The following is a 14,707-nucleotide window of genomic DNA, read 5'->3' as shown; positions in this document are numbered from 1 at the left end:
GAGGATTTCCCATTCGGCGTCGGTCAGGCTGCTAGGATAACTTGGCATGGCAAGCTTCTCCAATACATGACCGGATTAGTACAGATTAAAAGTTGGGAATCAGATGTTTTTAAGACAGCCTCTAAGGCATCTTTCCCCGCTGGAATTTGAAATCCACCCTTTGGGCGAACAGCTCAAATCTTATCATTGATTCATGATCTGTGTCCATCCGTGTCATCTGGGGTTAAAATGGATTTTCTCTTCAGATTGAACCACAGATTTCACAGAGAACACGGATGGATTAAGAGGCTGTCTGATAATGGCAATCCGGGTGCGGTGAATAATACTCCTGCCACTTTTTTCCGAGTGAACAGCGGATAGGGGGCATGAACGTCTCGTCCATGCGTAGGGACGAGACGTCCCCACCCCCTATTTTAAGACAGCTCTCAGGTGCATTTTGCAATCGCCGCCTTCACCACACCATGCATTTAGCCCACGACGATGGCGGTGCTGTTAGATTAAATGCAAGGCAGCTTCCGGGTTGTGGCGCTTCGGATGAGGTGGCATGACAGGTGCTCGACTTGTCGTCTGTGAAAATCGCACCTACGCAATTGAAACGCTACAAGGATGTCGCGCTTTTGTTCTACAAATACGGCCGATCGGACTTGTTCAAGGATTCGGGATTCGAAGTTCCGGAAGATGGAAGCGTCGAACAGGGCCAGGCCACCGACTTGGCGAAAGACCTGGAAAGGCTTGGCCCCACGTTTGTCAAAATCGGCCAACTGCTGTCCACCCGCTCCGACCTGCTTCCTCCCGCTTATTTGGACGCTCTTTCCCGCCTGCAGGACAAGGTGGATCCGGTTCCCTATGAGGAGATTCAGAAGGCCGTTGAGGAAGAACTCGGCGTTCGCATTTCCAAAGCCTTCGAGAGTTTCGAAATAAAGCCGCTGGGAGCGGCTTCGCTCGGACAGGTTCACCTCGCCACCCTTCGCGGCGGCAGGATGGTCGCGGTCAAGGTGCAACGCCCCGGCATCCGGCAGCAGATTGTCGAGGACCTTGAGAGCCTCGCGGAAGTCGCCGAGTTTGTGGACTCCCACACCGATTTCGGACGCCGTTATGAAACCGCGCTCATTCTCGAACACTTTCGCACCACCCTCATGCGCGAGTTGGACTACCAGAAGGAAGCGCTCCATCTCGGTGAACTGCGCAAGAACCTGAAGGAATTCCACCGCCTCCGGATTCCCGAGGTCATCGATGACTACTCGACCTCACGGGTCCTAACCATGGAATACCTTGCCGGCACCAAGATCACTTCTCTTTCCGGAGCGGTTCTGGTGGATCTGGATGGAGACGTATTGGCCGAGGAACTCTTCCGCGCCTACCTCAAGCAGATTCTTGTCGATGGATTCTTCCACGCGGATCCCCATCCCGGCAATCTGCTCCTGACCCAGGCAAGGGACATCGCCATCCTCGATCTCGGAATGATCGGCCGCATCCATCAGCGGATGCGCGACCAGCTTGTCCACCTGCTCGCCGGCATCGCGGAGGGCGATGGCGTTCAGACGGCGGAAGCCGCCATGAAAATCGGCGAAGCACGCGATGGGGCAATCGACCGGAACCTCTTCATCAATTCCGTCGAAGACATCGTCGGCTCGGTTAAAACCCGCAGTATCGAAAATATGCAGGTGGGTGCCGTGGTCCTTCTGGTCATGCAAGCCTGCGCGGACGCCGGTATCCGAATCCCTCCGGAGATCAGCCTGCTAGGAAAGACATTGATGAACCTCGATCGCGTCGGCATTACCTTGGCTCCCCGATTTGATCCCAACGCGTCCATCAGGCGTCACCTGAGCGAGTTCGCCACCAAACGGGTCAGGGAATCACTCACTTCGGCCAATCTGTTGGGTGTGCTCACGGAAACAAAGGACTTCCTCGGCCAGCTTCCATCCCGCATGAACCGCATTCTGGAAATGGTGGCGGATAACAAGCTGAGCGTGAAAGTGGATTCCATCGATGAGCACAAGCTCATCCAAGGGCTGCAGAAGGTGGCCAATCGCATCACCACCGGTCTGATCCTCGCGGCTTTCATCATCGGTTCTTCGATGCTTGCCCGTGTGGAAACCTCCTACAGGCTCTTCGGTTATCCGGGGCTGGCCATGGTGTTCTTCCTCTTCGCCGCCATCGGAGCCACTTTGCTGATGATCCAGATCTACTGGAAAGATGAGTGAATGCGTCTTCTCCCGACACATGGTCTTTTGCTGAAACCAAAGGAGATCCATCCGCAATATGGAAATTCGGAAGGATCGCGCAGTGCTATCTGATAAAAACAGGTGGATTTTCTGTTCTTCCGAGAATACCGGTTTCGGTCACTCCAAATACGTCCATGAAATCAAAGAAAAATCTCACTCGTTTCACCTACGAAAGCGCGGCCTTCGAAGGCTGGCGTTTGTGCCTCACACGCACCGGCACCACCTTCACCAAGTATTTCTCCGACAAGAAATTCGGAACACCTAAGAAATCCCTCGCGGCAGCCGAACAAGCATTGGCCGAACTCAAGGCGATCGTGGATTCGGCGAAAAAGGTCGATGGCAAGCTGACCGCAACAACCATCAAAAAAGGGCAAAAGCTTTTAACCTCCGAATAAACCCGCCCTGTCATTGGACGTTTCATTTCCACTCCAAGTGCGGAGTGGAAATCCGCTTGCTCGGGTGAATCACGTCCAGCGTCCCACCATTTGTGGATTGGGCTGAAATGGAACGCGACGTATCGGATTTTGGTGTTATCATGGCGAATGATCTTCCGCGTTAGCTCCAATCTGATTTATACCCTCAACAATCCATCCACTTTTTTCTTCGCAATCAAATGCATTGAAACGGGCGGACAGAAGATAAGGGCCGAGACCTTCTACACCAACCCAGCCTTGGAATCCGAAGACTTCTCCGCCTCCGTCGGGATGAACCGCTTCACGCGCATCGTCACCTCCGCGCCGGGAAATCTTCAGGTTCGTTATCAAGCGGACGTTGAGACCTCGATCAGCGTGGTGGATGTCGCTTCGTTAAAGGCTGACGGCCCCTCCAGCCTCACTCCCGAGGCGGTTCCTTTTCTTTTTCCAAGCCGCTACTGCCAGTCGGATCGACTTCGGCAGCAAGCCATGGATCTCTTCGGCCACTTGAGCGGCTCCTACGCCATCACCGCTGCGATCTGCGACTGGATTTTCGAACGGGTCGCATACAAATCCGGATCGACCAACGAACAATCATCCGCGGTGGACACGCTGGAGCAAAGGCAGGGAGTATGTCGCGATTTCGCTCACCTGGGCATCGCTCTTTGCCGTTCCATGAACATTCCAGCCCGATACATTTCCTGTTATTCCCACCTGCTGAATCCCACGGATTTCCACGCGGTTTTCGAAGTATTCATCGGAGGGTTGTGGTATGTTTTTGATGCCACCCGACTCGCTCCTCTGAATGGTTTGGTGAGAATCGCCACCGGCCGCGATGCGGCGGACGTTTCCGTTTGCACCATCTTCGGTGATCCTGTTCTGGACAGCAGCGAGGCAATCTCCAACTCACTGGACAACCAATTTACTCCGATGACTACCGAGACCCTTGCAGCGGCAAATCAAGCCATTGCCTTGCTGTAAGTAGGAAGCTGGAACGCGCAAACACCGACAGCGAATCCGATCAATCCATCTCCAGAAACTGCAAAATCTCTGCTGCCAATACATCCGGCGAGTTGAAATTCACCGCGTGCGCCGCCTTGGGGAGTATGACGAGCCTGGCAATCGGAATCAGCCGCACTACCCTCTCCACCCAGGGCTGCGGGACAATGGGATCGCGCGCGCCGCGGATCACCAGCACCGGGCAGGCGAGCATAGGCAGCTTCCGTTCCACCGGATCCGCCAACGCATGACGCAACGTTTTCAGAACCCGTCCGAAGCCAGCGCGCAGGTAATCCGTCAGAGCGATCCAATACAGCGGCAGCGGTTCGCGCACGCCATCTGCTAACAAACGCATCACTTGGGTGGAAACCTGCGGTGCTTCGGGGTCGATGGTAGGAGCCACCAACACCGCACGATGCAGCAGCTCCGGATAGCGCACCGCGAAATCCACGATCACCTGAGCCCCTAACGAGTTTCCTATCAACACCGGAGCTTTGATGCCGTGCATCTTCATCCACAACGCCAGGGCCTCCGCCAATTCGGAAATGTCAGGAACGCGACGCGGCTTTTCGCTCTTCCCGCAGCCCGGCAGGTCCGGAACCCATACCGTCCCGACAGCCGCCAGCAACTCCGCCGTCGGCATCATGTAGCGGCCGGACAGTCCGAGCCCCGGAACCAGCACGAAGGTGGGAGTATCCTCGCCCTTGTCCTCCCGCAGCACCACGGCATGCATGGCAAGCCCTTCCACCTCGGTGATGACGGATCGGGCACGCGGTGTTGATGGAGAATTCATCGGAAGAAAACTAACCACGCCCGCTTCTCACACCTGCGACCTCAGCAACGCCGCGGCCGCATCTCCCGCTTTCTCGGCCAGCGGCCGGTGCTTCCATTCCTCCCAAGTGACCTCGCGGGCGTTTTCCTTGTCCTTCAGAAACTCGCCGCACTCCCGCAGCGCGAACTCGCGGTCGAAGACATTCAGGTTCGCCTCATCGTTGAGACGGAACGAACGGTTGTCGAAATTCGCGGATCCCACCGACACCCACAGATCGTCGATAATCATCACCTTGCAGTGATACATCGTCGGTTGGTATTCGAAAACCCGCACGCCGTTCCGCAGCAGCCTGCCCCATCGGTGCCGCGACGAGCGGCGCACCAGTGCCGAATCCAAATGCTGCCCCGGCACCAATACTTCCACGGTCACACCCCGCCGGACCGCGGCGATGAGCGTGTCCGTCACCAGATCGTCCGGCACGAAATAGGCATTGCCCACCCGCAGGCTTTTCTCAGCCGCGGTGATCGAAAGCAGGTACATCAGCCGGGCGCTTTCGCTGCCTTCCATCGGCGAGCTCTTGAACATCTGACAGCGGTGCGGCCCCTGTTCTTCGATGGCGGGGAAATACGCGTCGCCATGCAGCACCGTGGCATGTGTCTTCATCCAGTTGTCCATGAACGCCGCCTGGAACTGCGCCACCACGGGTCCTTCCACCTGATAGTGCGTGTCGCGCCAGTGGTCTTCGGCATCCGCGTTGCCCAACCAGCTATCGCCGATTCCCACGCCGCCCGTGAATCCCATCCGCCCGTCGATCACCAGCAGCTTTCGATGCGTCCGTTGATTCACCCGGCTGAGGTTGTGGAGGTGATAGACCTCCACTTCCACTCCGGCGTCCTTCATCCGTTGCAAGGACTCCCCCTCCACACAGTCGCAGCCCATGCCGTCGATGAGCACATGCACCTTCACCCCTTCGCGGGCCTTTGCCGACAGTGCGTTGGAAAATTGTTCCGCCACCACACCGGACCAGTAGATGTAGGTTTCGAAGGTGATCGTCGTTTTCGCGCTGGCAATCCCGGCCAACATCGCCGGGAAAATTTCCACCCCGTTGTTCAGCGCGATGATGCGGTTTCCATCAAGGATCGGCGGTCCTAGCAACTGGCTCATCGACCTCTCGAACTGCGGATCCGCGATGTTATACTTTCGCGGGATCCGTTTCCGGATCTTTTTCTCCCCCGAGACGAAGTTCTTGATGACCAAGGTGACGAACGAAGCGGCGACGGCAGTGATGCCGAGGGTGATCAGATCCGGACGGGTGTTTTTCATGGAGGGTGACCATTACCTTCCACCGCGAACGAGCGGCGTCCATCGAAGTTTCAAAGACTTGCATGGTTCCCGGTGAAATTTCATCCGGAAACCGGTTGAAGTCGCGCGGTCCCTGAACCATTGAACGGTATGGAAAAATCCGAATCAGGCGGCGAACTCGCTCTCCCGGCCTCGCACCCATTTCTGCGGGCCTTGGAAGATCTCGCCACCACAATTCCGAGTTCCACCGAACCGGTGAGCGACCATCCCGGCGTCCGCGCCCGTGAAATCGTTAGAGTCGCCTCGTTCAAGGCCGGCGCCTTGTCCGCCACGCTCGCCATTCCGCCAGGCCCGGTCGGCATGCTCACCGTCATCCCGGATCTGCTGAAAGTCTGGCAACTCCAGCAGCAGATGGTGGCCGACGTCGCCGCCTGCTTCGGCAAGACCTCCCAACTGAACCGCCAGATGATGGTTTACTGCCTCTTTCGTCACGGCGCGGCCATGCTTCTTCGTGATGTCGTCGCCCGCGTCGGCGAACGGATCATCGTCAAGCAAGCCAGCCTGCGCGTCATTCAACAGACGTTGAGGAGGATCGGCATCAAGGTCACCCAGAAGGCCGTTGGCAAAACGCTGTCACGTTGGCTTCCCGTCGTCGGTCCCCTTCTCATCGGCGGCTACTCGCTGGTGGATACCCGCAATGTCGGAAAGACCGCCATCGACACATTCAGCCGCCACATCGAAATCGAGCCGGGGGCTGACGTGATCGATGTCGTCGCCACCGTTGTTCCTCCACTCCCGAAGCCGGAAACCTAGCAACTTTAGAGTAAGGCCGCTTCACTCTATCACCTATCACCGCGTTTTCTCTCTCGACGGACGATACCACAAGTCCAGGCCTTCGCGGTCACGAAATCCGCCAGGTCCGCGCAGCGCCAGACGCGTGAGCAAGCGCGCGATGCTCCAGAATGAATGCGCGCGGAGATTGCGTCCCGAAGTCACCACCGTTTCGGCGATCACGACAAACCGACCGTGCCGCTTGAGCGCCGACGCGAACAGCGCGTCCTCCGCCGCGAAATGAATCTCACTGAAACCACCCGTCGCCTCGAAAGCACTGCGAGTGCAAAAAAGGCACGAACCGCCCGGCTGACGAAACACCCGGGCACCTAACACGAAAAATGGATAAACCATTCTCCACCATACGGGAAGCCACCCCTCGAAACGCGGCACGCATCCTCCGCCTACCGCTCCCTCACTCAGGGAGCGCAAGGCGGACCTGATCACGCCGGCGGTCACAAGCGTATCCGCGTCGATAAAAAACAATTCATCTCCTCTTGCCCCGCTCGCCCCGGCATTGCGCGTGGCCGCGATATGCCGATGCTCCACGCGGAGAACACAAGCGCCGTGCTCTCGGGCGATCGATGACGTCTCATCCGTTGAGGAATCGTCCACCACGATGATCTCATGCGCCGTGTCCACCGCCTCCATCGCGTTGCGAATCGCAATGATACAGCGACCGACCCAAGCCTCTTCATTGTGTGCTGGAATGACGAACGTAATCATTTGCAGTTCAATAGTGGATGAAAGCCTCGTGAGATCCTGAAAACAACAGTAGCCCCATTTTCGACGGCCGAAAGCAGGCGCTTGAAACTTCCGCAGAGGTAAACCGTGCCCTATGGCAGCTACATAGTTCCCCTACGCGTCATTCCATATTTCCCCCAATTGTCGCCGACCCACCGCTCCTGTATCCTGCGCCGGTTATTCAACTGCGCCATGAACTCCACCCGCTATTTCAAAACCGAGCTCGCCCTATGGATGTTCGCACCGGGAATGCCGGGGAAGATCCGAACCGCCATTTCTCCGGGTTGGACCGAATCGACTTTCGAATCACTTGAGGAATTTCTAGCGGATCCCGCCCCCGTCGAGGAAATCACGGCGGACGAAGAGAGAACCCACGCGTGGAAAGGCGATAACCCGATCCATCTTCGCACTCCCTTGGCGGTTGGGTTGTTTTCATCGTTGATTTCAGCGGTGGCAGCGGTCGAGTCGCAAACGAAACTCTTTGAAACATGAATCTGCTTCCCGGCAACAAACAGTTAGTTCGGCAAAAAGAAAAATATGATCCAAAAAGTCACACCCTTCCTATCCTTCGACGGCCAAGCCGAAGAAGCGGCCCGGTTCTATGTCTCGCTCCTGCCAGACTCGCGGATCGACCGGGTGATGCGGTCACCGATTGACACGCAGGGCGGCAGTGTTGGCACGGTTCTTATGGTTGAGTTCACGCTCGCAGGCACATCCTTCATCGCGCTCAACACGCCTGGATTTGCTTTCACCGAGGCGGTCTCGTTCATGATCGCCTGCGAGGATCAGGTTGAGACGGATCGGCTATGGGCGGCACTGACGGCCGAAGGCGGTTCTGAGATCGCGTGCGGCTGGCTCAAGGATCGCTGGGGCCTCTTCTGGCAGGTGACTCCGGCCCGGCTGTTGGAGCTGATTAAGGACCCTGATGAGGACCGCGCCCGGCGTGCGATGGAGGCAATGTGTACGATGGTCAAGATCGACATCGCCGCATTGGAAAGCGCGGTCAGTCAATAAAACAAGCCGGATGAGGCGGCGGAAACAGCTCCGCGCCCCACCTTGATTGTTAGATCGGTGACTTTCCGCAACCGCTCTACAGGTCGTCTCCTTTTTCCTTGGCCCCTGCTTTGACGCCGGTTCCGTCTGCCTCTTCTTCGAGAGGATTCGTGCGGCCTTCGTCGTGATAGAGATCCTCGTAAACCGGAGTTTCGTCGGGTCCGTCGTTTTTCGCAGAGCGCGGCTTTTCCGCGGCTGCCAAATTGTCGGTTTTGGTTTGATCGTTCATGGCTTTCCTCCTTGTGAATGGAACCTCTAAAAATACCCCGATTCCCCCCACTCCGCAACCACGGGAAATTCCGCCCCATCCGGCGGGGGCCTCACCCTGTTGGCGTCACCAGTTGATTGATCACCGTCCTCAAGTCTTCGGGTGACACCGGCTTGACGAGGTGGAAATCGAAACCCGCGGCCGCGGAGCGACGCCGGTCATCCGGCCCTCCCCAGCCGCTCAGGGCGATGATCACCACATCACGGTCCAACAGGCGGATCTGCCGCGCGGCCTCATACCCGTCCATCACCGGCATTCCCAGATCGAGGCACACCACCTGGGGGTGAAATTCCCGTGCAAGGTTCACCGCCTGCGCTCCATCATAGGCGACGACGGTTTCCATGCCTTCCATTCGGAAAAACAGCGCCAGGATATCCGCCGTGCTCCTGCCATCGTCCGCTACCAGCACCCGCGACAAGCGAAGGAACGTCTGGGTTCTCGGCTCCGCGGAAGATGACACTGAGTCGGCGGCCGGCTCGAAGTGCGCGAACGGCAGTAACAGATGGAACTGGCTGCCACTCCCTTCGCCACCACTGGTCATGGAAACCGTGCCGCCATGCATTTCCGTCAACGTCCTCACCAACGTCAGACCGATCCCAAGGCCGCCGTGTTGCCCCCTGCTCCCCTGCTCGAAAAGTTCGAAGATCCGCGTCTGGGATTCCAACTCCACTCCTTTGCCATCGTCCGACACCGTGATCCGCACTGCGTCATCGGATTCGATGGCCGCTTCCAGCTCGATGTTGCCTCCCGGCGGAGTGAACTTCACCGCATTCGAAAGCAGATTGGAAATCACCTGGGCGATTCGCTGGGGATCCGCGTCCATTTCCACTCTCCCTGACGGAAGCCGGGTGGTAAACCGGTGTCCTGCGGCCTCGATCGCGGGCGCGACCGTCTCCACCGCGCTCTCGATGATATCCGCCAGCGACACCCGTGACTTCTTGAGCGAAATTTTTCCCGTGGAAACGCGCGACACGTCCAGCAGGTCGTCTATCAGATGGCTCATCTGCTTCACCTGCCGGTTCAGCATCGGCACCACCTTTTCGATGACCGCCGGATCCCGGGCCGATTGCGTCAGAAGTTCCACCCCGACCAGAACAGGGGCCAGCGGATTGCGCAGCTCGTGCGCCAGAGTCGCCAGGAACACGCTTCGCAGCCGCTCCGACTCCTGCATCTCCTTGATCTTCCTTCGTTCCGTTAGATCGCGGGTAATCTTCGCAAAGCCCCTCAGTTCCCGGTCAGCGCTGTAAAGAGCGGTGAGCACCACATTGCCCCAGAACAGCGAACCGTCCTTCCGCACCCGCCATCCCTCGGCTTCCGCAAAGCCATCCTTGATGGCCTTTCTCATCAGCGCCGGCGGCTGGGTTGATCTGATATCGGGCGGATAGAAAACGGAGAAATGTTGCCCCACGATTTCCGCCTCCTCGTAGCCTTTGAGCCGTCTCGCTCCCGCATTCCAGCTCATCACGTGCCCTTCGGGGTCGAGCATGAAGATCGCATACTCCTCCACTTTTTCGATCAACAGCCGGAACCTTTCCTCACTCTGCCGCAGCGCCTCCACCGCGAGCATCTTTTCCGTCAGATCACGGGTGATCTTGAGGAATCCCTGCACCTTGCCGTCTCCATCCTTGATGGCGGTGATGGTCACATCCGCCCAGAACCGGGTGCCGTCCTTGCGGTATCTCCAGCCCTCCGTAGTGAAATGTCCTTCCTCCGAGGCGATCTCAAGTTCCTTGTCGGGAAAACCCGTCGCCCGGTCCTCGTCCGAGTAAAACCGCGAGAAATGCGATCCCACGATTTCTTCCGACGTGTATCCTTTGATCTGCTCCGCACCGCGATTCCAGTTCAGGATAATTCCCTCCGGTGACATCGCGAACAGCGCGTAATCCACCACCGACCCCACCAGATCGCCGAAAAGTCCGACGTTCAGGTCTGGTTGGTGGGATTCGGGGGATTCGTGCATCAGCGTATGAAAAACCTATCATCCTTTCGCGTCAACCGGAGTCTGTCCCTCGCCCGGATTTTCGGGAGGACAGCTCCGGCACAACGTCCATTCAAGGAGCCGCCGCTTGCGCCTTCTTCAAATGGTGAGTCCCGGCCGGGTTGATGAAACCGCCTCCCCACCTCTCCGTCGTTTTCGGCTTCAGGATATCATGCAGAAAATAGAAGTCAGCCTGCACCTGCGCGGGTGTTACCGATAACACAATATAGCCGTGCTGGTCCAGATCCGCGAATTTCATATGAGGGTTCGGGTTCACTCCGTCCGAATCCGGAGTATTGATTTTCGACTCCAGGTTCGAGCTGAAGAAATCGCCAACCTCCTCGTCGAAGTTGCCTGCCGACAGGCTTGGAGTGACGAATTCCACCGCCACCGCGCCGGCGCCGGTCTTCGGGTTGTAGGCGGGATTGCCAAACGCCGGATCCGCCACTTCGAAGGCGAAGCTGGAATGGACATCTCCTGTTAGCAGCACGGTGTTGGAGATGTTCTTGTTCGCCATGAACTTCACCAGTTCCCTGCGCTCCTTCGGGTAGCCGTCCCAGCTATCGAGAAACAGGCTCTCCGCTCCGTCGGGATCCACGGGTGCCGCGAAGCCGATGTTGAATTCCGAGAACACCACCTGATTGCCCACCACATTCCACGTCGCCTGCGAGTTTTGCAGCGTTGTCTTCAGATAATTTTTCTGCGGGTAACCCATGATCGTCCGGTCCGGATCACGCAGCCGCGGATCGTTGACGTCGTCAAGCTGCTTGTCGCGGCCCTCCACCCGGGTATCCAGCATGGTCAGATCCATCAGCGGTCCATAGTGCAGGGTGCGATAGATGCTGTCGCCGTTCCCGCGGATCGGCATCCATTCGAAATAGGCCCTCTTCGCCGCCGCCTTTCGCGCCTGCCAGGAACCTTCGGTATCCTTCTGATGATTTTCCGCTCCGCCTTTCCACGCGTTATCGGCAAACTCGTGGTCATCCCAGATCGCGATGAAAGGGTGCACCTTGTGGGCCCGCTGCAGATTCGGGTCGAGGTGATAGGTGCTGTAACGAAGTCGATAGTCATTCAGCGTGACCGTTTCATGAGAAGGAAATACGACTCGCTTCTCGCGGATTTCCGGCGAGCTATAGGTATCGTTGTCCGCATATTCATAGATGTAGTCGCCCAGATGGATCACCGCATCGAGATCGTAGCGCCTGGAGATCGCCCGGTATCCCGAAAAGTATCCCCACTCGTAATCCGCGCAGGACACCACGGCGAACTTCAGTTTGTTTACCGCGACGCTCGGAGCGGTCTTGGTTCTGCCGACCGGAGAGTTCACCCCTAGCGCTTTGAATCCATAGTAGAAGGTGCTGCCGGCGTTTAGGCCGTGGACATCCACTTTCACGGTGAAATCATGGCCTTCTTCCGCGAGAGTCTCCCCTGACATGACGACGCTGTTGAGTGCTTTGTCCGTCGCCACCGTCCACTGCACGCGAATATCCGCGGTGTTGGATGGATTATCCCGGGTGACCCGCGTCCACAGGATCACTCCGTCTGGCAAGGGATCACCCGAGGCCACGCCGTGATAAAATGGTTTCAACTCGGGGTTGTATAAATCTTCGATCTTTTCAGGTTTCGCTCCGAAGAGTGAAGCCGGGGAGAGAGTCATCAGCGATATCAGCAAACAGGGTAGCAACGTGGTTTTCATGGTATTATTTGAGTGTTGAATGGCAGGCCTAACTTGTTGGGGCCAATGGATACGCATCGAACCGCCAAGACCCGAAGATCCTGACGGCTCGACGCGCGGTTGTGTCGGGGGAGAATCACGGCCAATCTCCCAGCATTTCCCGGGCCGTCTTTATTTCAGGACGAATCTCGATGTTTGCAGGAGGTGCGTTAGTTCGTCCCTTCATGGCGCAATGCAAATCGCCGTATTCATGATGCATTTTTCAACTAACAGAAACATCCCTTTGCCTTTACGCCGGTTGGGATTTACCGATCCAAAAAAAAATCGAACACACCTGCTAGCAACTGAGCCGCTTGGATCGGATTTCGGGCTCCTTAAAGATAGAAAATCGGACGGCACGCCATGAGACGCGCCGCCCGATATTAACAAAGTCGTCGTGACGGAGGACGACCGATCCTTAAGCGGACCTTTTCCCCGGGACTTCTCAATGATCCTCGTCGACGTCTACTTCGCCATCGTCCTTGTCGATTTCGATCTTGGTTTTGTGATCGCCTTCCTTTTTCTCGATCTTCACCTCGTCGTCAGTCTCCGTGTATTTGATCGTGGGAATCTGGACCGAGTCGATGATCTTGTAGTGGCCGTCGACGGCGACGACGTTGCTGCCGGCCACGTAATAACGCACGTCGCCGGTAGGTGCTGGCAGGACCTGCACCAGTTCTGGAGGAGCAGCCACCAGATAGGTGCGTTCCTTCTCGGCCACCACCACGCCAGGAGCGATCCGGCTGCTTCTCCAAGCAGGTGGAACGCGCTTCACCTGCACCTTTGACACCCAGCCTGGAGGCAGTCCGTAGGGCTGTGCCTTATAGGCGTCGAAGTAAGTCACCACCTTCGTTTGGACCTCCGGATTGAAGGTGTGGGTGGTGGTCTCAGTACGGGTCACACTGCCATCGGCGTTGTGGGACGTCTGGGTTTCCGTAGTCGTGGTTTCTTCCGCACTGAGTGGCAGCAAGCCGGCCAAAGTGATCAGGGTCCATGCTTTGATTGATTTTTTCATGACATTGGTTTGGGTTGATTGTGAATTCCCGGCCCGCGCCGATTGTTCGAAGCAGGGTGGGAGTCAACCGTATCGCAGGAGCTATACCAACCGCCTCAAATCCCATGGTTTCAAGGTTTTCCGGGATTCGCACCTATCGAAAATAAGTTGGCTGAATGCAATTTGCCGCGCCGATCACCAACGACATTCACAAATTGCAACCAGCCCTCTACCTGCGCGTCTCTCTTAAAATGGTGAAATCCCGCCCTCCCGCCGCTTGGTACACCTCCTGCGAAACTCCTCCTCACTTCGACGTTCAATGTTGGGCGTTCGATGTTCCACTCCGCAACCTTAACTCCTACCACTCATGAAACCCACATCGCTCTCAATCAGACTGGCTCCCGCCAGCACCGCCACCGGACTCCTCCTCGCGATCCTCGCCAGTCCGCTGGCATTCGCCCAGACGGTGGATCGCTCCACCGGCACTGTTCTCGATTCATCCGCCTCCCCTTCCGTCCCGCCGAATCCGAATCCTCCTCCCAGGAAATTGGTCGCCGTTCTCCATACCATCGTTCCGGATTCCAAACCCAGCGGCGATCTCTCCTTCTCCATTTCCGGCGACGCCATCAATGTCAACGGCCGGGTCGAAGGACTCGAACCGGGAAAATCCTATCAGCTCGTGATGCCCCTTCCCGAGGACAATCCCGTTTCCGGCAATCCCGCGGCGGCCGCGGAACCGCCCTCGGAAGCAGGCCCGCCGGACTCCGGCCAACCCCACGCAGGAGCCCCATCCGCACTGCCTCCCGCAGCCGGTACTCCCGATGCGGGAAAACCCGACGGTGAATTGCGGCCCGGCGCTCCCGGCCACGGTGAAGGCACCAGCGTCACCGGCAACCGTCCCTTGAAGAAGCCCGCCGCCGACACCCCGACACCTGGCAGCGACCGGATCCTGCAATCCTTCACCGCCGATACTAACGGGTCCTCCAATGTAAGCGCCACCCTCCGCATCCCTGCCTCCGACGCCGGATTGGATTCCATTCTCGGCCGCACCTTGCTCCTGATGCGCCCCGCCCAAGGAGATCAAACCGAGCCATCACTCATCGCCACCGGAACCGTCACCGCTCCCGACATGAAGAGAACCATCCCCGTCGAAACTCCACCGCCTAACCGTTGATCGGCATCGCGGGCGATGGGTCGGCGTTTTCCATTCTCGATCACGACGGACACGCGTTGCGTCCGATGCACATGTGCGTTGTTCTTTGGCTACTCGCGTCGATGAACATCGCTGTCTGGTGCGGCCCGTGCATTTTTCTTCGATTCATGTTCGGCCTCTTCGCAAATTGCACGGAATTCAATGGACCGTGAACTCCGGCCTGCTTTGCTAAACCACCCTAAGTCACTCATTTTGTGCGCC

General features: G+C 57.5%; 14 protein-coding genes. 7 read left to right on the top strand and 7 right to left on the bottom strand.

What is annotated here, in order from left to right; genetic code table 11:
• The first annotated feature begins 569 nt into the window (after positions 1 to 569).
• The 3 genes from ABIQ96_RS26765 to ABIQ96_RS26755 all read left to right on the top strand — a co-directional run bounded on the left by ABIQ96_RS26765 (position 570) and on the right by ABIQ96_RS26755 (position 3,619).
• Positions 570 to 2,204: an AarF/UbiB family protein gene (locus tag ABIQ96_RS26765; protein WP_348217732.1), complete on the top strand. Its 1,635-nt coding sequence runs from the start codon at positions 570 to 572 to the stop codon at positions 2,202 to 2,204.
• A gap of 155 nt (positions 2,205 to 2,359) precedes the next feature.
• A complete protein-coding gene (locus ABIQ96_RS26760) occupies positions 2,360 to 2,620 on the top strand; it encodes a hypothetical protein (protein WP_348217731.1) in 261 nt (86 codons plus the stop codon).
• A gap of 147 nt (positions 2,621 to 2,767) precedes the next feature.
• Positions 2,768 to 3,619, top strand: a complete 852-nt coding sequence (locus tag ABIQ96_RS26755) for a transglutaminase family protein (RefSeq protein WP_348217730.1) — start codon at positions 2,768 to 2,770, stop codon at positions 3,617 to 3,619.
• A 40-nt stretch (positions 3,620 to 3,659) separates the two neighbouring features.
• Here the strand turns inward: ABIQ96_RS26755 and ABIQ96_RS26750 are convergent, their stop codons facing one another.
• Positions 3,660 to 4,430, bottom strand: a complete 771-nt coding sequence (locus ABIQ96_RS26750; protein WP_348217729.1) for an alpha/beta hydrolase — start codon at positions 4,428 to 4,430, stop codon at positions 3,660 to 3,662.
• Positions 4,431 to 4,457: 27 nt separating this feature from the next.
• Positions 4,458 to 5,732, bottom strand: coding sequence for a phospholipase D-like domain-containing protein (locus tag ABIQ96_RS26745; protein WP_348217728.1), 1,275 nt, complete (start codon positions 5,730 to 5,732; stop codon positions 4,458 to 4,460).
• A 129-nt stretch (positions 5,733 to 5,861) separates the two neighbouring features.
• Here ABIQ96_RS26745 and ABIQ96_RS26740 point away from each other — a divergent pair, with 129 nt between their 5' ends.
• Positions 5,862 to 6,524: a hypothetical protein gene (locus ABIQ96_RS26740; RefSeq protein ID WP_348217727.1), complete on the top strand. Its 663-nt coding sequence runs from the start codon at positions 5,862 to 5,864 to the stop codon at positions 6,522 to 6,524.
• A gap of 36 nt (positions 6,525 to 6,560) precedes the next feature.
• Here the strand turns inward: ABIQ96_RS26740 and ABIQ96_RS26735 are convergent, their stop codons facing one another.
• Positions 6,561 to 7,268: a glycosyltransferase gene (locus tag ABIQ96_RS26735; RefSeq protein WP_348217726.1), complete on the bottom strand. Its 708-nt coding sequence runs from the start codon at positions 7,266 to 7,268 to the stop codon at positions 6,561 to 6,563.
• A 210-nt stretch (positions 7,269 to 7,478) separates the two neighbouring features.
• Here ABIQ96_RS26735 and ABIQ96_RS26730 point away from each other — a divergent pair, with 210 nt between their 5' ends.
• The gene (locus tag ABIQ96_RS26730; RefSeq protein WP_348217725.1) at positions 7,479 to 7,778 is read left to right on the top strand and encodes a hypothetical protein; all 300 of its coding nucleotides are present in this window, start codon (positions 7,479 to 7,481) and stop codon (positions 7,776 to 7,778) included.
• Positions 7,779 to 7,826: 48 nt separating this feature from the next.
• On the top strand, positions 7,827 to 8,300 hold the full coding sequence (locus ABIQ96_RS26725; RefSeq protein WP_348217735.1) for a VOC family protein: 474 nt from the start codon (positions 7,827 to 7,829) through the stop codon (positions 8,298 to 8,300).
• A gap of 76 nt (positions 8,301 to 8,376) precedes the next feature.
• On the opposite strand, the gene ABIQ96_RS26720 is transcribed toward ABIQ96_RS26725, so the two are convergent.
• From ABIQ96_RS26720 to ABIQ96_RS26705, 4 genes are all read right to left on the bottom strand, one after another.
• Positions 8,377 to 8,568, bottom strand: coding sequence for a hypothetical protein (locus ABIQ96_RS26720; RefSeq protein ID WP_348217724.1), 192 nt, complete (start codon positions 8,566 to 8,568; stop codon positions 8,377 to 8,379).
• Between the two features lie 91 nt (positions 8,569 to 8,659).
• Positions 8,660 to 10,567 (bottom strand): PAS domain S-box protein, encoded by a 1,908-nt coding sequence (locus tag ABIQ96_RS26715; RefSeq protein ID WP_348217723.1) that lies wholly within the window; start codon positions 10,565 to 10,567, stop codon positions 8,660 to 8,662.
• Positions 10,568 to 10,658: 91 nt separating this feature from the next.
• Positions 10,659 to 12,281 carry an alkaline phosphatase D family protein gene (locus ABIQ96_RS26710; RefSeq protein WP_348217722.1) on the bottom strand — a complete coding sequence of 541 codons (1,623 nt, stop codon included), beginning with the start codon at positions 12,279 to 12,281 and terminating at the stop codon, positions 10,659 to 10,661.
• A gap of 463 nt (positions 12,282 to 12,744) precedes the next feature.
• A complete protein-coding gene (locus ABIQ96_RS26705) occupies positions 12,745 to 13,314 on the bottom strand; it encodes a hypothetical protein (RefSeq protein ID WP_348217721.1) in 570 nt (189 codons plus the stop codon).
• Positions 13,315 to 13,660: 346 nt separating this feature from the next.
• On the opposite strand from ABIQ96_RS26705, the gene ABIQ96_RS26700 reads away from it, so the two are divergent.
• A complete protein-coding gene (locus ABIQ96_RS26700) occupies positions 13,661 to 14,467 on the top strand; it encodes a hypothetical protein (protein ID WP_348217720.1) in 807 nt (268 codons plus the stop codon).
• Positions 14,468 to 14,707 lie beyond the last annotated feature (240 nt).

The sequence above is a fragment of the Luteolibacter sp. genome (assembly GCF_039920825.1).
In the GTDB taxonomy this organism is placed as follows: domain Bacteria; phylum Verrucomicrobiota; class Verrucomicrobiia; order Verrucomicrobiales; family Akkermansiaceae; genus Luteolibacter.
Note: the sequence above shows the minus strand (reverse complement) of the source record. Positions and strands in the feature narration are given on the sequence as shown.